Raw genomic sequence first — 25,219 nt, 5'->3', positions numbered from 1 at the left:
TTTCGGGGAAAAAATTGAGACTTTACGATTAATTAATACAATAAGTTAAAAAGGTGGCAACCCTAGCCACCTTTTTGAAATAATCCACTTTAGATTGCCAGACCTGAAGCGTAAAACACCACTAAAAGTACAGCAATAATCACAGTACCAATATTCAATTTGCGCCATTCGCCTGCGCAAATGCGGCCGATAACCAAAGCAGCAAAGCCTAACATGATCCCCGTGACGATATTACAAGTCAGAACAATGAATACGGCACACAATAAGCCAGACATTGAATCCACAAAATCATCGAAATCAAGCTTAGAGACATTACTTAACATTAAAAGCCCAACATACATCAATGCTGGAGCTGTTGCATAGGCAGGCACTAAATAAGATAGCGGCGATAAAAAGAGGATAAGTAAGAACAATACGCCGACAACCACGGCGGTTAAACCTGTGCGACCACCAGCGGCGGTACCTGCTGCAGATTCAATATATACCGCCGCAGGAGATGCACCAATCGCACCCGCAAAGATACTGCTTACAGAGTCTGCGGTTAACGCTTTACCGCCATCAATAATTTGACCGTCTTTATCCAATAAATTCGCTTGCCCCGCCACCGCACGAATAGTGCCTGTCGCATCAAAAACCGCCGTCATGACTAATGCAAGTAAGCTTGGCAATACCATTGGCTGTAATGCGCCCATGATATCCATATTGAAAACCAATGAAAGCCCGTCATCACCCAATGAAGGCAACTTGAAGAAACCTTGATATTTCACTGCGGGATCAAAAATTAAACCAATAATTGAAATTGCAATAATAACGAGGAGTACACCACCCGGAACACGACGTTTTTCTAAACCAAAAATAACCGCTAAACCAATGAGTGACATCAAAACAGGGAAAGACGTAAATTCACCAAGAGCAACAGGCAGGCCTGCATTTGGGTTTTTGATCACTAAACCCACTCCATTAGCAGCGATTAACAGTAAAAATAAACCGATACCAATACCTGTACCATGTGCAATACCCATTGGCATATTGCGTAATATCCAACTACGAATACCTGTAACAGAAATGATGGTGAACAAACACCCCATTAAAAATACGGCACCTAATGCCACAGGAATACTAATTTGCTGCCCTAATACCAAACTAAATGCGGTAAATGCAGTCAGTGAAATAGCACAGCCAATCGCCATTGGTAGATTGGCCCATAACCCCATCAATAAAGAACCAAAACCAGCCACTAAGCAGGTTGCAATAAAGACCGCAGTTGGAGGGAACCCTGCTTGCCCTAACATGCCAGGTACAACGATGACAGAATAAACCATCGCTAAGAATGTGGTTAATCCTGCAATGATTTCACGGCGAACTGAAGAGCCGCGCGCTGTTATCTTGAAAAATGAATCCAATTTGCAACTGGATGAAGCCTGTTGGCCTGACATGGTATACCTCTGCTGTTAATGGAAAACGAAGATTCTCAAATACTGCTAACAACTAACCTATACGTTGACGTAAACGATTACGTTTTTAAGAAAAAATAAACTAACTGAGAAAAAAACCCCAATAAAAACAGTTGCGCAATCGTTTGGCTTTTAAAATAGAATAAAACGTATCGTGAGGGGGGTAATTATCATTCTAAACAGGGGGAATGATCAAGTATTTTTAGCATTTCTTACCCATTTGCTGTTTTTTAGCACCCAAATATGCAGATTCTTATGCAATAAAGATTATTTTCAAATAATGATTCTTTTTAGTTACATTTACTTTACGTAAAAATAGCTAAATACCTTTCATATAGTGTCTGTTTAAAGAGGGGGATCATTTTTTTGATACAATCCCAGAATATTTGCTTACAAAACCAATAGCTAAAAACTTATTTACTGGTGGTAATATGCGTCTTCTAAAAATAGAGCTAAAAAAACAGTTCCTATTGTTTTTTATTAAAAAATAAATATCACTTGCTGAGTAAATATATATTTAAGTATATAACCTGAATTATTATCAACTGCAGTTATAGTTTCAATTTAATCAAGTAAAAAACACATAAAACATATTAAAAATGTCAAATAAGAATGCACCATTAATCATATTACAGCGGAGTATTTTACTACTTTTCATTAGTTTTCTTGCTATGTATTTATTACCAGGAATATATAGCCACAGCCCTTGGAAACAAGATGAAAATTATAGTTTTGGTATTATTCAAACTATGTATGAGACTGGTAAATGGTTAGTACCTACAAATGCGGGTGAGCCATTTATGGAAAAACCCCCGCTTTATTATTGGGTTGCAGCTATTACCTCTCATTTATTTTCAAGCTTCATGCCACTTTATGATGCAGCTCGTAGTGCAAGCTTATTTTTTTCGGTGATCAATTTTTCATTTTTTATTCTTTTGGCACGTCGTTTTTTCCAAGCCACAGACTTCACTGATACTCGCATTTGGGTCGCTTTTGCACTGTATGCCTGTGCCCCCGGTATTATCAGGCATAGTCATGATATGTTTACCGATGTTGCACTGATGGCAGGCGCAACCATTGGTCTGTATGGGTTATTGGGGCTGATACAACAACAAAAAATGCGCATGTCTGCACTTTGGTTATCTCTTGGAACCATCGTCACCATGTTGTCAAAAGGCGTTTTCATCCCCGGAGTTCTCTGGATTTGCCTATTTTTATCTCCCATTTTTCTTGCTCAGTGCCGGACTAAGCAATTTTGGTTGCACAGCTTAACCGCAGGCTTAATCGCCCTTATCGCTATTTTACCTTGGCCTATCCAACTCTACCTTCAGCATCCTGATTTATTTATAGTGTGGTTTTGGGAAAATAATATCGGCCGTTTCTTTGGTTTTTCTGTTGAGAAATTAGGCGCAAAAGCTAACCTAACGCGGATCCCTGCAGCGGTTTCCTTATTTGCCTTTCCTTCCGGTTTACTAGCTGTCGCTTATTTTCTAAGGCACCCAATTAAGCGTTTATTTAATTCAAACGAATTTCTGTTAGCACTATTTCCTTTATTAGGCGTTGTTTTCCTACAGATATCAGCTTCTGGTCGCGCACTATATTTATTGCCTTTTATTGCCCCAATGGCCATTTTAGGAACCCAAACACTACTTAGTTTCCCTGAAAAAATCCTTAATGGAATTGCCCGATTTGCGGCTATTTTATGGTCTGTACTCATTCTTTTTTTATGGGCTTGCTATTTCATCGCCTTGACTGGTCATCAACAAGAATGGCTAGCTCCATTTAGCCGCTGGCTCCCCATGAGCTACCAAATGCCATTTTCTTCCATTGCATTTATCTGCGCTCTGTTAATTACATTGGTATGGTTTTTACGCAATAAAATTATTCCAAACCCTATACCACCTGCTTTTCATATGATGAAAAACTGGTTATTAGGCTTATGTGCTGTTTGGGGGGTAATTTTAACCTTGTTTTTGGGGTGGATAGACTACGCAAAAGGTTTCGAAGGGGTTTTTGTCGATTTAAACCAGCATTTATCTGGCCAATTTACAGAAAATGATTGTATGGCTTCTGATAATATTGGCGAATCTGAAGCGCCAATGCTCTACTATTACACTGGCGTATTACACCAACGCCAAGACCAGTTTGAAAAACCTGAACAATGCCGCTGGCTAATTGTACTCTCAAAAACGATTAAACCTGCGCCACAAGGCATGAAGTTATTCTGGCACAATCACCGCCCAGATGAATTCCGAGAAAATCTAGTTGTGTATAAAGTTATTGAATAATTTATATGCGGTGCTCGCTAATTTGAGTAAAGCACCGCAAATCAGCTTATTGGATAACTTGTTCAACCGTTTGGGCGCTGTATTTTTCTCGTGTGAACCATAAAAATACTGTTACAGACAGAACCAATAACACCGGTAAACCTACAGGTGAGATTGAAGTCGCAACCCCAGCAAGTAATGGCCCTGATAAATTGCCAATTCCCCACAGCATAGCGGCAGCTGCATTAGCGATGATCAACTCATTCCCTTTGAAATATTGGCCGATTTGTACCAAAGCAATGGTATAAATTGCCCCTGCAGTCGCCCCTAAAACAAACAGCAATACCCAAATTAGATAAGGTTGAGTAATAAGGAAGGGCAATAATAGACTGGCTGCAAGTGTGATAATGCCACAAATTCGGTACAGTTTTTCTCTATTCATATGGTCTGCTAGCCAGCCAAAAGGTAACTGCATAATGGCATCCCCAGCAAGAATGGCGCTAATCATTAATGCAGCAACCGCCTCTGTGTGCCCCATTCCCATACCATAAATCGGGAACATCGATAAAATAGTTCCGTCAAAGAAGGCAAAAAATAAAATTCCACCACAAATACCCGGTGCAATTTTTACAAATTGAATAATTGAAAAATTAGATTTCGCGGCATTTTCAGCTAAACGGTCACCGACTTTTTGATCCATTAAAATAAATAGCACCACAGAGATTAAATGGATTAACGTACAAATCAATAAAGGTGATTTATCTTCCACGCCATAATAAGCAATAAATGAAGGCCCAAGTAGCTGGCTTACTGTGAAGACTGTAGTGTAAATTGCCAAAATACGGCCCCGTTTATTTTCAGGCGATAATTCGTTAATCCACGTTTCCCCCAAGCAAATCATCACACCACTCGCTAAGCCCGTTACTAACCGTAACGGAAATAATAACCAAAGAGGTAACGTACTCAATAGTGGTAATAAGCTAATGGCAGAAACAATCGTTGCCAATAGCATTGCTTTTCGCTTACCTGACCAACGCACAATACGTTGAACCACTGGTGCAATTAAAAACATGCCTAATGCAGGTGCCGCCGAAATAATGCCAATATACAACTCATTGAAACCATAGTTATTTAGCCTAAGCGCAACCATTGGAATACTTAGCCCAATAACGATACCAATGACCGCAATACTCATAGTGATAGTAAAAATAGCAAAAGATGGGGAACGACGAAAATTTTGTAAACGCTGATTATCAGAGCTCATGTTGAAATTAACCCGTTTCTTTTTTACAAAAGAACAGATTTTAACTCCATAAAATAGATTATTATGAAAAATAAAAAACCACATCATTACTAGTGAAACTAATAATGTTTGCGGTGATTGTAACACGACTTATATATTCTGCTATTTATCTTTATGAAACTATTTTTGACGTTCTAAATACTTAAAGGACGAAAAAATACCGATAAAGCAGCACAACACCTGATAATAAAATGATGACATTAATAACTTTTAAAAAGCTTTCACGTGAAATTCTTAATGTTATATGCCGTCCAGCCCACGTACCAATTAACATGGCGGGAGAAAACGCTAAAGCAATCAATAAAATATCTAGATTGAGATACACCCCCATCACTAAAAATATCACGACTCGAGTTAGTGTGCTAAACCCAATTAATGTCATTTGAGTGATACGAAAACGCTGTTTATCTTCAATTCGGCTAGATAAATACATGGCATAAATAAAGCCACCACTACCAAATAAAGCACTAAAAACACCACCCACTAAACTAAATGGAACAACTAATGCTTTTGAAAAGGGTGATTTTGCTTTTTTAGAAAAGAAAGCATGGAGTACATAGCCTACAACGAATAACCCAAGTAGTAATACGAGTATATCGGGGCGAGTTTTTAATAAAATCGCAGCACCGACTAAACTCCCCACTATCATTAGTGGAATTATCCATTTAATTTCCTGATAATCCGCATTTTTACCATCTTTAAATAAATTTAAAATCGCGGCAGTTAAATCAATTAACGCCAAAATTGGAACAATCATATTTAACGGCAAATACATTGCTAATACTGGTGTTGCAATCAGGGCTGAACCAAAGCCCGCCATGCCAAAAACCAAATAAGCAAAAAGCAGTGTTGAGAAACAAATCGCCATTTCTGGTGATAATAATTCAAACGGCATGACCTTAGCTCCAGGCGTTTTTTAACATCCTCACTATAGTTTCTTTCAAATACAGAAAATAGTTTTATTTTTGTAGGGTTTTAAATTTCAAATCTATATCAAAAAACAAAATAGCCGCTTTAAATACAATATACAATTAAGAGTGTATAATTTGCTTCTCTGAGTAATACAGAATTAGCACAATAAATTAAAATTCAGGTAAAGACACATTGTGGATAAAAAAATTAATATAAAAATCGGGCAAAAAATTCGCTTACTGAGGCAAGCAAGAGACCTTTCGCTAAACGAACTATCGCGTATATCAGGAATATCGAAAGCAGCTTTATCCAAACTGGAGTCCGGTGACTCAAACCCACGTATTGATACATTAGAGTCGATTGCTATTGCCCTACGCTTTCCACTTAGCGACCTGTTTACTCGGCAACATGAGGCTTATCCCTATTTCCTCAAAGCCACTCCCAGCGAAAAAGAGTATTCACAACAGTTTAAATTTCGCATTAGCATGGGAAATATCTCTGAAATTTGGCAATTGACCATGAAGAGAGGCGCTATCATCAATAGCCCCGCCCATATGAGTGGAACCCATGAACACATTATGGTGAATTCTGGCTCACTCATGTTACGACTGCATAACGACCAAAATATCGTCTTAGAGGCGGGGGACTTTTATGCTTTCAGTGGTGATTTCCCACATAGTTATCTCTGTATGGAAGGAGAACTTCAAGCAACTGTTGTTATGACCTACTCCCATCTTAGTGATAGCGTTTAAATTACGGCATGTTGTGCATCATAACTAATGCGCAGTGTCCCCTTTTTAAATTTCATCGACTTAATTGAAAAATGCTGAATGTTATCTAGCGAAGAAACATGCGTTCCACCACAAGGCATTTCTTCAGTTTGGTCGATATAACTGATCCGTAAATCATCCTTTTGCTTTATTGCAACGGAGCGTCCACTACGAATGCTTTGGTTAACAATATCTTCAATATATTGGCTATCGAGTTCATCAAAAGGAGTAACATCCCCTTCCATCATGCTAAATTCCACTCGAGATTCATCAGGAAAATGATGGCCTTTTTGTGCAAGCCAGCCAAAACGACGCAATTCCCAATTCAACAAATGACCGGCGGTATGAAGAGCAGCGTAGCGCTGACGTTTTTCTTTGTCCACCCTTGCAACCACATTATTTTCTTGGCTAAAAGTAACACCTTCAGGTATGTATCCTACAATTAGCCCACCCGATTGTTTCTTAATACGAACAGGTATATCATTCACCCATGCTGTATCCATGGGTTGTCCGCCGCCTTGTGGGTGAAAAATGTTATCTTTTAAAGCTATCCAATGACCTTCATCATCATGCCCTTGTACCAGTAGGGATGTTTCAACTTCATACTGATAGGTGTCCGACAAATAGATATTATTTTGCATAATTTTATACCTGTTTATTATTCATATTGCGAAATACAAACCTGCAATACATTCAGAGAATCATTATTCAGTAGCTGATTTTATATCATCCTTGTTCGTTTTAGGAAACCCTAAATTATCACTATAATTAAATGTAAAAGAAAATAGCCCATGCAATTGAATGGGCTATTTAAATCATAAAGTTTAATATCAGAATTACTGCAAATAATTTTCCATTGTTTCGAAAAGACGCAAATCATCACTAAAGCGTACTTCCCGAACATCTTCTAATTTTTCAACTTGGTTAATCATTTGCGACAAGCGCTCATCTTTTTGTACTAATAGCCATATACGGCTCTCATCTTTATCTTTAATCGGCATACATAGAATGCCATCAACGTTAAATGCTCTACGGGCAAATAAACCACAAATATGTGACATAACACCTGGGTGGTTACGAACAATTAGCTCTAAAGCAATCGGATGATGTTCAAATACCATAATTACGCTCCAATCATATCAATGTTAGCTGCACCCGGCGGAACCATTGGATATACCTTTTGATTAACATCAATCAAGGCATGGATCAAACATGGACCTTTGGTATTCATTATCGCTTCTAATGCCATTTCTGGGTCTGCTTCATTATTTAAATCGCAAGTTTGCAGACCAAACCCTTCCGCAATCTTGATAAAATCCGTTTGATACGGATAAGCTGCAGCAAATATGCGGTTTTCAAAAAATAAATCTTGCTGTTGATGTACCATTCCTAACGCTTGGTTATTCATTAAGATGATTTTGATATTCAGTTGATGCTCCGCTGCGGTTGCCAACTCTTGAATATTCATCATCAAACTGCCATCACCGGAAAAACACACAATGGTTTTTTCGGGCTTTGCCAGCGCAGCACCAATGGCGGCAGGCAGACCAAAACCCATGGTACCTAACCCACCTGATGTCAGCCATTGACGTGGGCGAGACAGAGGATAAGCTTGGGCTGCCCACATTTGGTGCTGACCAACATCCGTTGTCACAATCGCATCTTCGCCTGCTGCACGTGCCGTAGACAGAACTAAACCATAATGGTTTAACGGGTTATCAGCCTCGCTAAAATTCAATGGATATTTCTCTTTTAATTGATTAACTTGCGCCATCCATTCTGTGCGCTCATTACGTTCAACTAAAGGCAATAACAATTCCAATATTTGCCCCGCATCTGCATGAATGGCGATATCTGGGCGCTTAATTTTGCTAATTTCTGCTTTATCGATATCCACATGGATAATTTTTGCGTTAGGGCAAAATTTCTCAGCTTTCCCTATCGCTCTATCATCAAAACGCGCGCCAATCACAATTAACAAATCCGATTCTTCCATAATCATGTTAGTACTTGCGGCAGCATGCATACCTAACATCCCTAAATATAAGGGGTTCCGCATCGGGATAGTACCAAGTGCCATTAGTGTCATGGTTGTCGGTAATGATGCTTTTTCCGCAAATGCAATCGCCGTTTCTGTAGAATCGGAGCTAATTACCCCACCACCAAAATACAGTACTGGACGTTTCGCGTTATTAATCATTTCAGCCGCTTGTAGCACTTTTTCCATGTCAAATACAGGGGCTTTATCTTTCGGTAATACTTCTGGTATTTCAGTTAGTTCAATTGTGGCTGTTTGAACATCTTTTGGAATATCAATCCAAACAGGTCCAGGGCGGCCTGACTCTGCAATACGAAAAGCATCACAAATCACTTGTGGCAATTCATTGATATTACGAACCAAATAGTTATGTTTCGTTACTGGAATCGAAATACCATAGGTATCAACTTCTTGGAAAGCATCTGTACCAATCATTGATGAAGAAACTTGAGCAGTAATACAAACCAGCGGGATAGAGTCCAGCTTTGCATCTGCGATAGCGGTCACTAAGTTTGTCGCACCAGGGCCACTTGAAGAGATACAAACCGCGGCTTTTCCCGTGGTACGAGCAATTCCCTGAGCTATAAAACCCGCACCTTGCTCATGACGTGCCAGTATGTGGCGGATTTTCTGGCTTTGACCTAATGCGTCATAAAAAGGTAAAGCCGCTCCACCTGGAATGCCTGAAACGATAGTAATACCGTGCTTTTCCAGTAAATGTACGATTAATTCCGCACCCGTAAAGCGGGTTTTATGTGGTGTTGTGGTGCCCGATTCGCTCATCATAATTATCCTTTGCTAGCCTGCGGATCCGAGCGAGAGGTGATAAAAAACCCCGCTCGGTTTGCGCCGGCGGGGTTTCTAAATCTGCGTTGATTTGTACCCGTTACGGCGCTATGCCCACGACCACCACCACACGCACGACCACCGCGGCACATGGCGCGGTTAGTAGTAGGTTTGAGTGATTAGTAATCATGTTCACGGGATTTTCCTGTTTAGTCTGTCTAATTTATTGATTATTGTTTTTCAATTTCTTTTCTTAAGAAAACATAAATTTCTCAGGATGACAATCATTTTTTCTTGTTTTATTCCAAAGGAATGGTAATTGCGACATTCATCACACACCACTCTAATGGAGATATTATCTACAAAAATAAAAAAATACAGCATTAATCGCTATTTTAAATCACCCAAAAAACCTTGACTTAAAGTCAACTTCAAGTTGTATCCTTTGCTCCAATCAAGGGGATTGCGCCCTTGATGGAAATATTAACCAATTGATTTTTAATTAATAAACAGAGGGATATATGCCAAAATCCGTTTGGTGGTTAGCCATCACACTTGCATTATTTATCACAGGAAATGCTATTGTCCTTTCTGTAGCAGTGGTTATTGGCGAAAAACTGGCTACCAACCCAACTTATGCAACAATTCCACTGGTAAGCCAGTACGTTGGCTTAATCCTAGCAACTATTCCGATCGCGTTTTTAATGCAAAAGTATTCGAGAAGAGTAGGCTTTATTATTGGTAACATCGGTGGGTTAATCGGCGCAGGCTTTTCTATTCTGGGCGTGATAGAAAGCCATTTAATTTATTTTTCTATTGGACTGTTTTTTACTGGGATTGCTATTGGTACTGCACAACAATTCCGTTTTGCCGCAATTGAAGAAGCCCCCATTTCTTTACGAGCAAAAGCCATTGGCCTAGTTATGAGAGGAGGCATTGCCGCAGCCTTAATCGGCCCAACATTAGCTATTACCACCCAACGATTTTTTACAGAATACCCGTTTGCAGGGCCGTTCATCACGTTAGCCGCCATTTATGTAATCGCATTTATTCTATTATTAATTGTGCCATTAAAGAAAATAGTGAAAACGCCATCGGATGAAGTGTTAGTCAAACGCGACTACAGTGCATTGTATTCACAACCTATTTTAAAATTAATCGCCATTGTTAGCGCAGTTGGATATGCCATTGTGGTTTTCACCTTTGCCTCGATACCGTTATCTATGAAACAACATGATTTCGCCTTTTCCTCTATTGCAATTGTATTTCAATTCCATGTATTAGGTATGTTTGCACCGTCATTTTTCACTGGAACATTAATTCATCATTTAGGGACAAAACGCATTATTTTCTGCGGTATCATATTGTTAATTTTATCAGCGACTATGAACCTGCTAGGTAACCATTTTTACAATTATTTGTTGGCGGGTATTTTTGTCGGTGTCGCCTGGAATTTAATTTTAATCAGCACTACTAACCTATTACCACATACCTATGAAGCTCATGAACGCGCTAAAGTGCAGGGAATGACCGATTTTCTTATCTATTTCTTCGGTGGAATAGGTAGCTTAGGAGCAGGGGTTCTTTTCTTCACATTCGGTTGGCAGACGATGAATACCCTATCTGTCGTCATATCAGCCATAATTTTAATTAGTTTCTGGAAGCTAAAGAAATATATCCCCAGCAACCAATGAAGAGCTTTACCATAGTACCGTGTTTTTATATTCAAAGGGCGTAATAGTTTCATCTGTTGCTAATCGATATCATTATGAATATATCTCCTTAAGATAAACTCTACTGGCTATAAACTAATTAAAAATCGGTATTTTGTCTATTTTACAAATTAACAAACTGTATTCGGTTTTGTTTACCATTTATTTATTGGCTATTGACTTAATGACGGATAAGATTAAAAAGTAACTAATAGGAAGATATTATGTATAAAGAAATCCCTGTTCCCTGTAATGGGAAATACACAGAATTTCAATCTACAGTTGTTAATGAAATATTAGTTTGGATTGAAATGAACTTAACCAGTCGTTTATTACTCGATGATATCGCACTCAGATCAGGATATACAAAATGGCATTTACAAAGAGTATTTAGAAAAGTCGTAGGTATGCCTTTAGGTGAATATATTCGCCGAAGGAGAATTTGTGAAGCCGCTAAAGACCTATGTTCCACCGAGCTTCAAGTTATTGATATTGCATTAAAATACCAATTCGACTCCCAACAATCTTTTGCAAAGCGATTTAGAGCTTATTTAGGTATGTCACCGTCAATCTATCGCCTATCGGGTGAAAGTCAAAATGACCCATTACTACTGGAACCTAAAGTAGCTTGATACGCTAATATGAAAATAAAATTTATATTTCCTTTTTTAATAACACTACCAATACAAAGCCCCATGTAAGTTAACTACTGGGGCTTTATTATTTCCCATTTAGTTAAGAAAACCTTAATTTAAAATTAATAAAACCTTAAGGTTTTAGTTTTATATTTACTTTACTATCTTAATAAAAAAATAATAATTTTTTGGGTATATAATTTTATACATTTATCTTTATTAAAAAATAAAGGCTTCACAAGGAAGCCTTTATTTTTTGTGCATTCTAATCAGCAAATAAATTAGAACGGTTCTAATTACCTGATAGTGGAAAGAAAACAAAAAAATATAATAATTTCATATTGTTATATGATAATTTATTAACTATGTGAAGTTTCTAGTAAAAAATATCCTTTATTACGACTAAAAACTTTACTTTCCTCTCTTGGTTGTTGCTCGCCGCAATCATTCCAATTTTCTGGAATTAGTCTAAAAGAGAATCAGAGCAACTCTTTGCCTATTGGCAGCCTGAAGTCAACTCTGTTGTGAAGATTAACCTCAGAAATGCCCTCTATAAGATTTTCAAGGGAATATTTAACCAGTTCCGCTGGGCCAATAATGATACAGCCATTTTTGACTTCAATATCAATAGCATCGCCGATACTGAAGCCAACTTTTTCCATAATTGCTTCTGGTATTTTGAAAACCGGGCTATCTCCGCATTTCTCAATAATTATCTGGATCATTAGAGCTCCCCCGCTAGTACCATCATACATCATTTCTATAACTATGATTATATATCAACAACTTACATTACATTATTTCAAACCATTTAGTACGTATCATTGCACTGACCTGCCCCCAGGATTAGATACAACCGTCAGTTAGTAAGGTCGGTTTGTTTACCTTCACATTTTCCATTTCGCCACCGTGCTGCAAACTCTGATGGCGTCTGATAATTCAGTGCTGAATGTGGACGACACTCGTTATAATCCTGCCGCCAGTCATTAATGATTTTCCTTGCGTGAACGATATCGCTGAACCAGTGCTCATTCAGGCATTCATCGCGAAATCGTCCGTTAAAGCTCTCAATAAATCCGTTCTGCGTTGGCTTGCCCGGCTGGATTAAGCGCAACTCAACACCATGCTCAAAGGCCCATTGATCCAGTGCACGGCAAGTGAACTCCGGCCCCTGGTCAGTTCTTATCGTCGCCGGATAGCCTCGAAACAGTGCAATGCTGTCCAGAATACGCGAGACCTGAACGCCTGAAATCCCAAAGGCAACAGTGACCGTCAGGCATTCCTTTGTGAAATCATCGACGCAGGTAAGACACTTGATCCTGCGACCGGTGGAAAGTGCGTCCATGACGAAATCCATCGACCAGGTCAGATTGGGCGCCGCCGGACGGAGCAGCGGCAGACGTTCTGTTGCCAGCCCTTTACGACGTCTTCTGCGTTTTACGCCCAGGCCACTGAGGTGATAAAGCCGGTACACGCGCTTATGATTAACATGAAGCCCTTCACGGCGCAGCAACTGCCAAATACGACGGTAGCCAAAACGCCTGCGCTCCAGTGCCAGCTCAGTGATGCGCCCTGATAAATGCGCATCAGCAGCCGGACGGTGAGCCTCATAGCGGCAGGTCGACAGGGATAAACCTGTAAGCCTGCAGGCACGACGTTGCGACAGACCGGTCGCATCACACATCAGCATCACGGCTTCCCGCTTCTGGTCTGTCGTCAGTACTTTCGCCCAAGAGCCACCTGAAGCGCCTCTTTATCCAGCATGGCTTCGGCAAGCAGCTTCTTGAGTCTGGCGTTCTCTTCCTCAAGCGACTTCAGGCGCTTAACTTCAGGCACCTCCATACTGCCATACTTCTTACGCCAGGTGTAAAACGTGGCATCGGAAATGGCATGCTTGCGGCAGAGTTCACGGGCGGGTACCCCAGCTTCGGCTTCGCGGAGAATACTGATGATCTGTTCGTCGGAAAAACGCTTCTTCATGGGGATGTCCTCATGTGGCTTATGAAGACATTACTAACATCGGGGTGTACTAATCAACGGGGAGCAGGTCATGTAGATAACATAATCTACAGAGGTTTATATGAGTACCTTCAATACACGAAAAGACCGCACCCTAAGTGGAACGCCTAAATCTCATAGGCATCCGCCATCATGTTGGATCGGTACTAGCCCTGGATGGTGGAACCGTATATTTACGACCAAACCTCGGCGTGCTGATGACCGAGTAAATGAATGGCGGATACTTGCTGGATACGATCCAGATGGTCTTACATGGATGCCGGACCGACGCCCAGATGTTTACTATTGGTAAACTAAGAGTTCAACCACAGTGTAGTTTTTAGCTCCTATCAGAAGCTAAAAACTATGGCATCAATGGTTTAGTAACTGACTGTCATGGCTAAAATACAAAAGCATCGAGCCATGCTACGTTTCACTAATTTAATTGTAATTTCTTAACCTATTTTATAATAAAGAGGCCCCACTCTCAGGAGCCTAAATCTATAAAATACTCATTAAATTGATCTTATTTAACAGAACTATATCACAGAATATTTTCCCGTGACATATAGCCAACAACTGATCCTTTCTCCACCAAAAACTCCAATATTACTAATAACTCCTCTTTCAGCTGTCTTGTTCTCCTAATTTTCTCTCTCTCTACATTAATATACCGCCTAACCAAACACTCTAAATAATAAACAGTATTATCCTCCAATTTTATTTCCCATAATTCTTTGTTAACCGATAATACTCCTGAAATCCAAGTTATTCCTTGATTAAGATAGCGACTAGCTATGTTATTCAGACACTTAGCTAAAGAATATACTGTTGAAGGGCAATGCCCCATACTATTGGACACCTCTGAAAAAAATTTACTATTACTATCTTTAAATGTATGCCAGCCATTAGCAGATTCCTTCCATGGAGTTTGAGCAAAAAGATAACTCTTTATTATTTTATCCACATGCCAATACTTATCTCCATCTTTGCAAAGAATCGCTACCTTATCAAAAAACATATTCCAGACTTGCCAAAAATTCTCATAAGTATTTAGTTTGTCTTCCACAAGAATAAATTGATTGAATAAATCCGCAATAGATTCAGAGCCATTAAATCCGTCAATAAACGGTTTCAAATAATCGGGAATATCTTGCATAGATGCATTTAACGTAAAATAAGCAAATTTTTCCAAGAAGGAGTGTTGGACAGCGTAATCAATCCTATCCTCCCGATCACGGGACAACAACCTTGAAGAAAACTGTTCAACAATCAAAAAAACTAATTGCTTATGCTCAGCATTAACATTTTCAATGGGAATCAAATTGAAAGCTGTATTTAAAATATCTAGATCAATCTTATCTATAGTTCCTAGATCATTTATAGACATTTCATTATCGACGACGCTTAATATGCATTGTTCATAATCGTTCAAAAACCTCTCATTGAGGTTTATTTTTTTTACATCATAAATACCTTGCCGATAGTTCTCACTAATAATTTCCCTCCCCAACATTTCGTATCTTGGCTTTAAAAGCAAAAACCCGATTAATAAAGAATGCATATCATCAAAATAGTCTCCCCATAATTTATGAATAGCCATACTGGGAAACACGGAGTATCTACCACGACCTATTCCAATAGAATGATCATTAAATAGTGTAAGCAGCAATATTATTTTTACAGTAACTCTTTCCATCTGATAATGATGAAAAACTACAGGTAGAGCCGAAATCGCTGAGGCTGTTCCATCTTGTATCTGGTAATGATAACCCTCCTTTAAAGGAAGCTGAGAATATTCTATAACAACATCCTTACAGTATTCTCTCTCTTCTGTGCTTAGCTGATCAAAATATTCTAATAACAATATAGAACAAACATTCGCAGGTATATTAGCGTTAAATAAATAGAAACTCTCATCTCCTCCATCATTGAGTTTTATTATTATTTCCTTGGTCTCTTGTAAAACAACTTGAGGTTTATCATCGTACTTTACATAACTTTTATAACGTTCATCCTTGTCTATTTTATAGTTTGCCCATAACTTTAGCTCCATATATTTCATATGTTCGGAACTTTGCCTGATTGCTTCCTCACTATATTCCTTTAGTTTAGGATCAATATAAGGATTGAACAATATCTCAATCCCTTCATCTTTCTCTTTAGTAGTTACCTTCATCTTCCGCCGATCCATTCTTGCAAGACAGAGTCTCCATGTCTTGTCGGCATCAGTCTCTTGGGCTTCATCCGGAAGCTCACTATAGTATTTGTCAAAAATATTCCAGAGAGCTTGTTGCCTTTGCTTAACATCTTCCTCTGCTACACCTTCGCCTCTGAAAACCTGATAACTAAAAGCAAGGTGCTCAAGATAATTCTTTCTGTGTGAATCATCGCAAGCGTTAATACGGTCTTCCTCATGAAGAGCATTTGCGTAATCTACGCCCCCAAAACCATTCCTTAATGAGATTAATGCAGTCTTGTGTGATTCATCTAAAACAAATCTAGCCATATCATAATGGAAGAAATCCTTTGTTTGGAAAAGTACTTTAGCTACATTGAATGTCTTCTGTGGATATGCAAGTACAATACTCGTAATCACTGCCGAGATAGAGGCTGATTTGGTATTTCTCAGCAAATAGAGAAGCCAACTTTCCAACAATTCCGAATCTGCATTTTTACAGTTCTCAAGAAAAAACTTTTCCAATGCCATATGAATTGATGAAAGCAGGTAGGTTGATACCTGAGTGCCTCGATATGAACACCATAACCGATTACATATATATTGTTTTACAAACTTCCCTTCTTCGATAAATACATCAATTTCTTCAACTTCACTTTTACCTAAGCGAGATTGAGCAAAATGTTCTGTTGTCTTATTCGTGAAATCAAGAATAAAGTCTATAGTTTTTTTGAGCTGAGATTGTAGTATCCAATATATAGGAGTTTGATACGGACTTTCTGGAAAGTAGTCATGATGACTACTATGAAGACCGAAATCTTCGTCGATATCCATACGGTGATAACGATCTTCTTCTTGAAGTTGCTGATACCAGAAAAGGTCTGCTACTTGCAGGACACATTCCGGGAGAGAACTCCAGACAGGGCTAGCATTCATATCAGTTAGGATTAATGTCATCAGGTCGAAATATGGATCCCGATGGTCATTCCACCTGTTTTTTAAAACCTCTAAGAAAACCCCCTCTAATTCAGGTTTAATCATGACAGCCCCATGAAGAATCGTATGCAAAATATTTTTCTTCCCATCTCTGTCAGAAAAATAGACATTTTCACTTATAGCCCATTGATAATATTTGAGTGCTATCAGACTAGATAATCGAGTCGTTTCACCATTTTTGTTCTTTTGATTCCACTCTTGAATTACAGGAAGTATAAAATTAACATTTCTGACGCCAATTCCATCTAAATTTTCATAGATAAAGCGGATCGCGCTCTGCCAACCTGTTCCCTTTGGCTTAGTAAGAACATATTCAATGGAAAGTAGATTATAGTTTCTAACTCCTAACTGTTTAAGAAGATCATAATCAACGTCCTTACAGGCAAGTCTCAACAAGAATGTCAGTCTTTTTAATATACCCTGGTCATGACCAAGCAGATTCCCCTTAAAGAAATCAAAAAATATTTCTGAATTTTCAGAGAGCAGGACAGCTATCCATAACTCGTCTTTCCAAAATTTAGATATATCTTCCCCGTAGACTATTTCTGAACTAAACTGCTTTAAGGACTGGTCATCCAAGAGCAATCGTTCAGATATCCAATTTCGGAAACTACGACGGATAGGCAGTGACTCTCCGATCCTTTCAAAGAATTCTTTGTTGTTCGCTTTACGAATATAATCGACTGAAATTTTTTTCTCTAACGCCCATTCCTCGTAAATATCATGCGTGATGAAGTAACCAGCAGCTTCATAGCCAACTATGCCGTCTTTAACTAACGCATCTAAAATTTTTGTATCGCATGTCGGTGTTACAAAAAATTGGCCCTCACTGGCTCGCTGAAAAGCGGTTGCTAAGAAACATTGCTCACGAGAAGGTTTATTTTTAACGATTACCTTATTCCAAAGCTTTTCTTTGAAGTTCACATAATCGATGCTTTCACCGGTATAGAACCTCAGATATTCGCTTAGATAAAATGGATTCTTGATTAGTTCTAGTAATCGTCCATCTTGTGGAAGGCTAAATCCATTATTAACAGATAACTCGATTAACTCGCTAGGCTCAAGATTGTTTATTACTAAGTTCCCAGGTTTTATATTATAAACATCTATGAAATCATAGTTCAAATCTGCCAAGTAGTTGTTGCGGGTTGTGAAAACAATCTGCCACTTATCTTTTATCAAAACAGTTAGGAATTCTTTAAAAGGATCAACATTGGTCAGTTCTAAAAGCTTTTCAGCAGAATCTACGACTATCATTTTACGTGATTCGCCTTGGTGAGCATTAGAGAAATTTTCTAAGCCATACCCACCGAATAGTTCATTAATGCTGTCCCTATTAAATTCGCTAGCCTTAAAAACATAAAAAGGAATGCAGTTTTTTTCTGTTTCATAAAAGTTTTTTATAACAGCTGTTTTCCCAACCCCACCGTCTCCGCTAACGATAACAATTTTTTTTTGAACTAGATTATCACGTAGAAGCTCTATGCAATGTCGTCTGTCGATCTCAATGCTTCTATCTTTGAAATTTATATTAGTTTGAATTTCATATAAAATATTCTCTGTGTGCTTACGTTTCTCTTCCAATAAATCAAAGATGCTTTGTTCAGGGGAAAAAAAGTGTTTTGCAATCCTTTCGTTCTCTACCATTACAAGCGGTGATTCAAAAAAACTGGCTACTCTCCAAACTATTACAATCCCCGACTCAGATGCTTTATTATCAACTTCTATTTTTATTTTTGAATCGTTATTTTTCTCAGAATCTTTTGAATTATTATCAGCAACTTTCTCGTCTTCAAGAACGTTGTTCTTTCTTCCCTGTCCCCACTCTTGATTGGTATAGAAAATGATCTTATTTAATCCTGGATAAGCCTTTTTACTTTTCACAATCATTTCTATAAGATCAGATTTGTTATCCGATAATTTCGTTTCATAGAATTTAGCTTGCCAACCGATAACGTCATTATCTTTAGTTATTGGATTAGTTTCTATACCAGACTGATTCTTATATCTAAACATACCTGCGGGCATGTCGAACTCTTGGCAGAACAACAAGTAGCAAAACCACTCAAAATTAGCTTGAGGGTTTTCATTAAATTTAGCTTTAAAGCTATCCCAGTTTGGCTTGATCATTTAATTATTCTCCTTATTTTTAGTCTAAAAAATTGCTTTTAATAGAGAAATACCCCTCTGCATCGAACTCAAAAACTATCTTCTTTCGCCGTCAGAACGTTCACGGTCAATCTTTGTCAACGGAGCATTAAGTTGATGCTCTTTCATTCCATGTTTGTATGCGTTGTATTGCCAGATCACAAACTGCTGTTTGTACCTCCGGTTTTCTTCTTTAAGCTCTTTGATTTCGCTTTCAAGATTCACAATCCTAGCGGCTGCAATGTTCAAACTAGCTGGACGTGGATTTTTGGGGCCTAGGCCTTTAAGCGCTTCTTTCTTTGTCTGATAGGCAATCACTATTGCCTCATGTGCATTAAGGGACTGTCTTGACGGCAACTTTCCGACCAATGGCTCTGCCGCTTCACAGATTGCTGACCAGGACAGTTTTGTTTCCTGCCATCCTCGAATTAGGTTCACGATGGCATTAATGTCTCTATTGTCCAGATGTTTAGCCAAGGCCACCCCCAAACAAGGTTTTCAAATTATCTAACATCACAGCTTCTTCGCTTTCTTTGCCTTTTTTCTCAATGGCCTCAATAGACTTTTTTTCAGCAACACGGCGAAGCTGGCTGAAATCATTGCCACGGAGCTTAATCTGGGCACCATTTTCAATGTCTGGATTCTCTAAAATAGCCACTAAATCACGAAGCCGGGTAACAGTTTTCTTGTGGTACTGATACCAGCGATCAGCCCCCATCTCGCCGCTTTCCACTGACGCTTCAGCAAGCAAAAATAGTCGTTCCGATTTTTCGAGACGTTTCTTAATTCGGTCCAACTTTTCAGTATCATCACCTTTGATACAAACCTGCTCGGTACAATTGACGCAATCTCGGAACTTCTCACAAGGACTCATGGTGTAATCATGCACACAGTAGCCATACTCCGTCACATGGACTGCGGCATGCTCTAAGGTATTGAACTCCTGCATAGTCACGGGCAGATGCTTTGCCACTTCACCAACAGGCCCAAATAGCGCTTTTGTGGGATCAAGGCGTTCAGCCATGCCAACCAGTTCGTATTCAGTCATGTGGTTGTAGGTTCGATTCTGCTTCACGTCTGCCCGTCCAGACCACTTGGCAATTTCCAAGTTTGATAGTCCTCCACGCTGGGCAATGGTGTTGAGTAGGTGTCGAGCCTGATGCGAGGTCAATTTGACCCGTTCTCCATTTTCAGTACGATAACCATGGCGATCAAAGATACTGGCATGTTTTCCATCCAGAGCCTCGCGAGGAGCCAGATCATTGTTAAAAAAGTTATTGATTGGCTTATGTAATTCAACCGGAAGGCATCCTCGGTTTCCGTGGAACTGATTAACATTCAGTGCAAACAAGGCATTGCTATACTTAATCCCCTTGTTTTTATCAAACCACGGGAAGCCTTCTGGCAAACGTTCCATAGTGTGTTGCCACAAGCTATTTAGCGTATGCACACCATCTTCCTTAGCTAGGCCCCGGCTACCAAGACATGACCTGCACGTTTTTTGAGAGTCATGTGCAAAACCGAGCGCCATACAAGTCTGAACCATCGTCAACGGCACATCATCAGCAACATCAGGACAGTTAGCATGGCGGTAAAATTTATCCGGGTGCTTCTCTATCCACTTGGCCAGTTGTCGGGCATTTTCAGAGAGCAGTCTGACTCTAGTTACGGCTGTTTTAGCGATTCCAACCATCACGGTGGGTATCCATTTGATATCACCCTCATAGCCTTTCCCCGCAAAAAAACGCCAACCATAGCGCTCTATACCTTCACGATCAGTTTCAAATACCTCGCAATCAACAGGTAGAGCTAACACCTCGCTAATGCGTGACGGTGCTGACATCAACATGGCAAATACCGATGTTGTAAATATGTCTCGCTCATGAATTGGGTCGTTGGCAAAAATTTCTGCCAACGCATTGAGGGCAGTATCACTTGGAAGTTTCTCTTCCCTATTTTTCTTCGCCTCCTTGCCTGTTTTGTTCTTGTCCTCAGCACGCTGAATTGGATTGACCCAATCTTGTATAGAGTTTGGTACAAGCTGGTTTTCAACTACAAACTTAGCCAGTCGCTCAATCTCACGGCCGCAATGATATGCTGACCCATTGGAGTAATGCTGCCTTGCCAATTCAGCTGCTTCATCCAGCACAGAAATGGACAGGCCATCAATATTTGCATTCCCGTTTACTTGAAGCAAAGCCGCCTCAACCGCACGTAGGGCCTTACTTTCATTCTTTGTTCCCGTGGGCCGATGCACTTGCTGGTAACGGAAATAGGCTTTAGCAAAATCAATGAACTCAGGGTCTTGTACCTCTCCCTGAACGGGTTTTCGCGTGATAACGCCTAACTTGGCAAACACAGTTATGTTTGGCCAAACAGGTTCTTCCCAATCTATATCGGAGCCGAATACAGTCAATTGATCCCGGCACTTGGAAATGAATGCTTCAAGGTTTTCTTCTGCTGTCAGCGTAGCCTTTGGCTTAAACTGGAAAATCTCAGCCATTTGTTATTGCTCCCTGCTGACTAAACTCTCCTCGACGTTTTGCACAACGCATGATTACATCTGCAACCGCGATAATGCTGCGATCAAGTACAGCAGCAATCTGGATGTCGCCAGTTATATTTTTCACCCTTTCACGCTCGTTGAGCAGTCCCTGATAGACATCCTCATGTGGGCCATCCAGCCAAGGCTGGAAATGCATGCAGGTGTAACAAGGAATAGGAACATTGGCACCACAAAAGCCATGTTCTCCACAAGTACCAACGCCCTGTCCCATTTCGGTCCGAATACGACTAGTAGGGTCATTACCTCGATGCGCGTCCCTCTCTGAATCGACAAGTACCCCGACAAAAGCCTGAGCGTATGGTGCCAATTGGAAGCCAACCGCTTCATCCAGCTTTTTCACATGTTCGGGTATATTTTTGATATAAACGCCTGCGTTTTGGGTGTCCGTATGGTCAAGCAGTTCCGCAATCACCAACTCGCCAAAGCCCTCCCGAGCAGCTCGTGTGCCCGTGGTATAACGAAAACGACGAGCATTGATATGCAATAGCTCGCCGGTCCGTTCCGACCGGATATCGGACTTTTCTACGATGTACTGGAGTGTCTCGGTTATATCTGCTGCTGGTATGTGGAGTTTGTCAGTGGCAAGCAGTTGGCAGAATTCATAAGGGGATTGGATAGTCGCTAGCACATCAAGATCAGGAAATAGAGGGATCTGCTGCCGGTCAGCTTCCTGCAATTCAATCCCGAGACGATTCTCAACCAGAGTAACTGCATTTCTTGCCTGAGCACTCAGGACTGCCCATAGTTCGAGAGTCATAGCATAGGGTTTGAAGCTTTCGCGAAAAAAGCTGTTACGTTGCTTAGCTCGCGGCACATTCAACACATAGAAGGGTTCACCCTTTTCATTTTCTCCGCAGAGAATATCAACCACGCGCAGCTGCGAGATCTGGATTGAGCGACGTCCCGTATGACTGATGCTGAGAGCCATAGCCAACTGAGCGATGGTTATTACGCTCTTTTCATAAGCTCGTACAACCGCTTCGTTAAACGCTTGAAGTTCATTATCCGTCAGCGGCCCCTCTAGAGGATCCAATCGCTTAACCGCATCCCCCTTACGCCCCCCTTTTAACCTCCACCCCTCCAGCAAACACGCCACGTTCTTGCTAACACCGGGATAGCCCAGCTTGTGCCACTTTCGCAGTAGAACACTAACGCTGCCTAACTCATGCTCATGAGCCGTATCCAAAGAAGACCTGTATCCAATCAACATGATATCGTCAATACGAGTAGCTTTAGTTGCACGAATCATGTCTAAGAAACACAAGAAAATATGTCTCGTGTATCCCGCGGACAGGTTCCTGGCATAAAATGACAGGGTATGAAGAAACCCACTCAGAGTCTCAGGATCCAGAAGGTCATGTATCATACCAACCGAAATATTGTTGTTTTTATCTAATCTCCACATATCTTCATGCAACATGAAAAAATATCCATTTGATTTTGCAGGTATTTTATCGGTAGGCAATGCTGGTAAGATGTTATTCATCATCAATCTTCATGTCCTTTGGTAAGCGAGTGCCATTTCCCTCTTGTAAAGCCAAGGCGGCCTCAAAACCTTTTTGCTGAATGAAACGCTTGTTGTAAGTCGCTGCGGTTCCTGAGCCCGGTTTCCAACCTTGTAAGTACGCACGGATTTGCTCTTGTCGTTCTTCGCTGACTGGCTCATCCATGGCATCCATTCTTTCTGAAAACTTACGATTCCATGTATGGCGGAGCGAGTGTCCAGTCACTGTGTACAATTGCGGCGATACATCTTTGACCAAGGAAAATATTTTGTGATAACCCGCCTTGGAGATAGGGTTTCCGACAGTTGGCCCACGCTTGTAAGTCACAAACAGGTAGTCATTTTTCTTTGCATTTTGGACTTTTCGGCGATCTTTGGTGATATAACTGTGCAGTTCTTGAGCTAAGGATTCAGCCAACGGTATGAGCCGTTCTCTGGTTTTGGCATTAGGCTCATTGGTTCTAGAATCAGCTCGTTCATCTGCTCGCCTAACGATACGGATCCTGTTAGAGCTAAAATCTATGTCCTGTATCCTGATGTTTAACAATTCGCCACCTCGGATGCCCAGATGATACAGAAGCAAGATCATCAGCCGATTGCGGCGCTGCACATCAATTGAAAAAGGATTCCACTCTGAATCGAGCTTGATCGTCTCAAATAGCACATCCAATTGAACATCACTCAAAGACCTGTCTTGCAATGTACTGTTTCTGCTCTTTTTAGACGGTCGGCGCACCTTTATTTGCGTCGCCATAGTCTTGATCTGTTCGACAACATCCAGCTCAGGCATCTTTAAGATATGCATAGCATACCAGCGTAAATAGTTGGCAAACGTTGTTAGGCGGGAATGTTGTGTTCCGTTATCCACGATATTGACCAACTCATCATCCAGCCAAGGGTTGGAGAACGCTTTTGATGGCATCCTGCCTTGCTTGCGCTGAGCAAAATCTCGCAGATCGTCCATCTCATGTGGCTTGAAGAAATCTTTGGTCAATAACCGTTCTTCAAGGTTAATGTCACGACTCTCTAGAAAGCGTAACAACAAGACTAGGTTGTTAGCAGCAGCTAGCGTCGTTGAGAAGGCATTGCCTTTATTGCGGATTTGGGTTGTTAAAAACAAAGTTGGGTAATACATAGGAAGGCCAGAAGCACGATCCACTACCATGCAATAGCGCTCGCCACTATCCATGACAAATGTTGTAACTCTGTAGTTCTTTTCCATGCGCCCACAACCCATAAACATTACATAATTACAAGGTAGACTATATGTGAAAAATCACCAATTTATACAAGACACTTTTCCCGGCGCTAGAAACAAAAAACCCCTGAATTAACAGGGGTCTATATTTACATTCTTTACAGATAACTCTAAGGTCATCTTCAGAACGGAATATCGTCATCGAAATCCATTGGTGGTTCATTAGTTTGTGGAGCAGGTGCTGATGAGCGTGCGGCTGGAGCTCCGCCACCACTAAATTGCTGTGCTGCTTGTGGCTGTTGAGGTTGGCCCCAACCGCCTTGGCCGCCTTGACCTTGTGATGCTGCATCACCGCCACGGCCACCTAGCATTTGCATTGAGCCGCCGATATTCACAACAACTTCTGTCGTGTAGCGGTCTTGACCACTTTGGTCTTGCCATTTACGTGTTTGCAGAGAACCTTCGATATAGACTTGTGAACCTTTTTTCAGGTATTCACCTGCCACTTCCGCTAATTTGCCGAAAATAACCACGCGGTGCCATTCGGTTTTTTCACGCATCTCACCGGTTTGCTTGTCACGCCAACTTTCAGAAGTTGCCAGAGTCAGATTTGCCACAGCTCCGCCGTTAGGCATATAACGGATTTCTGGATCTTGTCCTAGGTTACCGATAAGAATTACTTTATTTACGCCTCTGCTGGCCATTTATTACTCCTGATGCATTGAATTTTAATCTCTGGATTAGCCGTGAAGT

The 25,219-nt window shown here is 40.3% G+C and carries 20 protein-coding genes; 5 read left to right on the top strand and 15 right to left on the bottom strand.

All coding sequences use genetic code 11. From position 1 onward, the window contains the following. Positions 1-89 precede the first annotated feature (89 nt). The gene (locus tag P3L40_RS02775) at positions 90-1,436 is read right to left on the bottom strand and encodes an NCS2 family permease (protein ID WP_004260863.1); all 1,347 of its coding nucleotides are present in this window, start codon (positions 1,434-1,436) and stop codon (positions 90-92) included. Between the two features lie 617 nt (positions 1,437-2,053). Between P3L40_RS02775 and P3L40_RS02770 the strand changes: the two genes are divergently transcribed. Next, positions 2,054-3,742, top strand: a complete 1,689-nt coding sequence (locus tag P3L40_RS02770; protein ID WP_196732258.1) for an ArnT family glycosyltransferase — start codon at positions 2,054-2,056, stop codon at positions 3,740-3,742. 46 nt (positions 3,743-3,788) lie between these two features. Here the strand turns inward: P3L40_RS02770 and P3L40_RS02765 are convergent, their stop codons facing one another. Both P3L40_RS02765 and P3L40_RS02760 read right to left on the bottom strand, forming a co-directional pair. After that, on the bottom strand, positions 3,789-5,072 hold the full coding sequence (locus P3L40_RS02765) for an MFS transporter (RefSeq protein WP_110592626.1): 1,284 nt from the start codon (positions 5,070-5,072) through the stop codon (positions 3,789-3,791). 94 nt (positions 5,073-5,166) lie between these two features. Then, positions 5,167-5,919 (bottom strand): sulfite exporter TauE/SafE family protein, encoded by a 753-nt coding sequence (locus P3L40_RS02760; RefSeq protein WP_094961400.1) that lies wholly within the window; start codon positions 5,917-5,919, stop codon positions 5,167-5,169. 211 nt (positions 5,920-6,130) lie between these two features. Between P3L40_RS02760 and P3L40_RS02755 the strand changes: the two genes are divergently transcribed. Further along, entirely contained in the window at positions 6,131-6,688 is a 558-nt protein-coding gene (locus P3L40_RS02755) for a helix-turn-helix domain-containing protein (RefSeq protein ID WP_004260872.1), read from the top strand. Here the strand turns inward: P3L40_RS02755 and P3L40_RS02750 are convergent. The 4 genes from P3L40_RS02750 to ivbL form a co-directional block, all read right to left on the bottom strand. Beyond that, positions 6,685-7,347, bottom strand: a complete 663-nt coding sequence (locus tag P3L40_RS02750) for a hypothetical protein (protein ID WP_004260874.1) — start codon at positions 7,345-7,347, stop codon at positions 6,685-6,687. The two genes, P3L40_RS02755 and P3L40_RS02750, sit on opposite strands and share 4 nt — an antisense overlap. A gap of 195 nt (positions 7,348-7,542) precedes the next feature. Further along, positions 7,543-7,827, bottom strand: a complete 285-nt coding sequence (gene ilvN, locus P3L40_RS02745; protein WP_004260877.1) for an acetolactate synthase small subunit — start codon at positions 7,825-7,827, stop codon at positions 7,543-7,545. 2 nt (positions 7,828-7,829) lie between these two features. Then, positions 7,830-9,527 (bottom strand): acetolactate synthase large subunit, encoded by a 1,698-nt coding sequence (gene ilvB / locus P3L40_RS02740; protein ID WP_196732271.1) that lies wholly within the window; start codon positions 9,525-9,527, stop codon positions 7,830-7,832. Between the two features lie 103 nt (positions 9,528-9,630). Next, positions 9,631-9,720 carry an ilvB operon leader peptide IvbL gene (ivbL, locus tag P3L40_RS02735; RefSeq protein WP_136134426.1) on the bottom strand — a complete coding sequence of 30 codons (90 nt, stop codon included), beginning with the start codon at positions 9,718-9,720 and terminating at the stop codon, positions 9,631-9,633. A 331-nt stretch (positions 9,721-10,051) separates the two neighbouring features. On the opposite strand from ivbL, the gene P3L40_RS02730 reads away from it, so the two are divergent. Together P3L40_RS02730 and P3L40_RS02725 are read left to right on the top strand one after the other, a co-directional pair. Then, positions 10,052-11,224: an MFS transporter gene (locus P3L40_RS02730; RefSeq protein WP_196732255.1), complete on the top strand. Its 1,173-nt coding sequence runs from the start codon at positions 10,052-10,054 to the stop codon at positions 11,222-11,224. Between the two features lie 242 nt (positions 11,225-11,466). Continuing rightward, the gene (locus P3L40_RS02725; protein ID WP_196732253.1) at positions 11,467-11,874 is read left to right on the top strand and encodes a helix-turn-helix domain-containing protein; all 408 of its coding nucleotides are present in this window, start codon (positions 11,467-11,469) and stop codon (positions 11,872-11,874) included. A 482-nt stretch (positions 11,875-12,356) separates the two neighbouring features. On the opposite strand, the gene P3L40_RS02720 is transcribed toward P3L40_RS02725, so the two are convergent. Then, positions 12,357-12,602, bottom strand: coding sequence for a hypothetical protein (locus tag P3L40_RS02720; protein ID WP_001548021.1), 246 nt, complete (start codon positions 12,600-12,602; stop codon positions 12,357-12,359). A gap of 134 nt (positions 12,603-12,736) precedes the next feature. After that, positions 12,737-13,857 (bottom strand): IS3 family transposase gene (locus P3L40_RS02715; protein ID WP_181247428.1). Its coding sequence is split into 2 segments (ribosomal slippage): positions 12,737-13,599 and positions 13,599-13,857, totalling 1,122 coding nucleotides; the frame shifts between segments, so codons are not numbered across the junction. A gap of 100 nt (positions 13,858-13,957) precedes the next feature. Here P3L40_RS02715 and P3L40_RS02710 point away from each other — a divergent pair. After that, positions 13,958-14,188 carry a hypothetical protein gene (locus P3L40_RS02710; protein WP_210852977.1) on the top strand — a complete coding sequence of 77 codons (231 nt, stop codon included), beginning with the start codon at positions 13,958-13,960 and terminating at the stop codon, positions 14,186-14,188. A gap of 231 nt (positions 14,189-14,419) precedes the next feature. Here P3L40_RS02710 and avs4 read toward each other — a convergent pair whose 3' ends face one another. From avs4 to P3L40_RS02680, 6 genes are all read right to left on the bottom strand, one after another. Further along, on the bottom strand, positions 14,420-19,180 hold the full coding sequence (avs4, locus tag P3L40_RS02705; protein WP_001548013.1) for an AVAST type 4 anti-phage nuclease Avs4: 4,761 nt from the start codon (positions 19,178-19,180) through the stop codon (positions 14,420-14,422). A 75-nt stretch (positions 19,181-19,255) separates the two neighbouring features. Further along, positions 19,256-19,675, bottom strand: coding sequence for a hypothetical protein (locus tag P3L40_RS02700; protein ID WP_032148671.1), 420 nt, complete (start codon positions 19,673-19,675; stop codon positions 19,256-19,258). Beyond that, on the bottom strand, positions 19,668-21,701 hold the full coding sequence (locus P3L40_RS02695) for an integrase (RefSeq protein ID WP_181247479.1): 2,034 nt from the start codon (positions 21,699-21,701) through the stop codon (positions 19,668-19,670). The genes P3L40_RS02700 and P3L40_RS02695 overlap by 8 nt, the downstream gene beginning before the upstream one ends. Next, positions 21,694-23,253, bottom strand: a complete 1,560-nt coding sequence (locus P3L40_RS02690) for a site-specific integrase (RefSeq protein ID WP_001548010.1) — start codon at positions 23,251-23,253, stop codon at positions 21,694-21,696. The genes P3L40_RS02695 and P3L40_RS02690 overlap by 8 nt, the downstream gene beginning before the upstream one ends. Next, the gene (locus P3L40_RS02685; protein ID WP_032148592.1) at positions 23,243-24,490 is read right to left on the bottom strand and encodes a tyrosine-type recombinase/integrase; all 1,248 of its coding nucleotides are present in this window, start codon (positions 24,488-24,490) and stop codon (positions 23,243-23,245) included. The genes P3L40_RS02690 and P3L40_RS02685 overlap by 11 nt, the downstream gene beginning before the upstream one ends. 158 nt (positions 24,491-24,648) lie before the next feature. Next, positions 24,649-25,170 (bottom strand): single-stranded DNA-binding protein, encoded by a 522-nt coding sequence (locus tag P3L40_RS02680; RefSeq protein WP_094961402.1) that lies wholly within the window; start codon positions 25,168-25,170, stop codon positions 24,649-24,651. Positions 25,171-25,219: the final 49 nt, after the last annotated feature.

Source organism: Providencia sp. PROV040 (assembly GCF_032706145.1).
In the GTDB taxonomy this organism is placed as follows: Bacteria; Pseudomonadota; Gammaproteobacteria; order Enterobacterales; family Enterobacteriaceae; genus Providencia; species Providencia hangzhouensis.
This window is presented reverse-complemented; position numbering and strand designations above follow the sequence as displayed.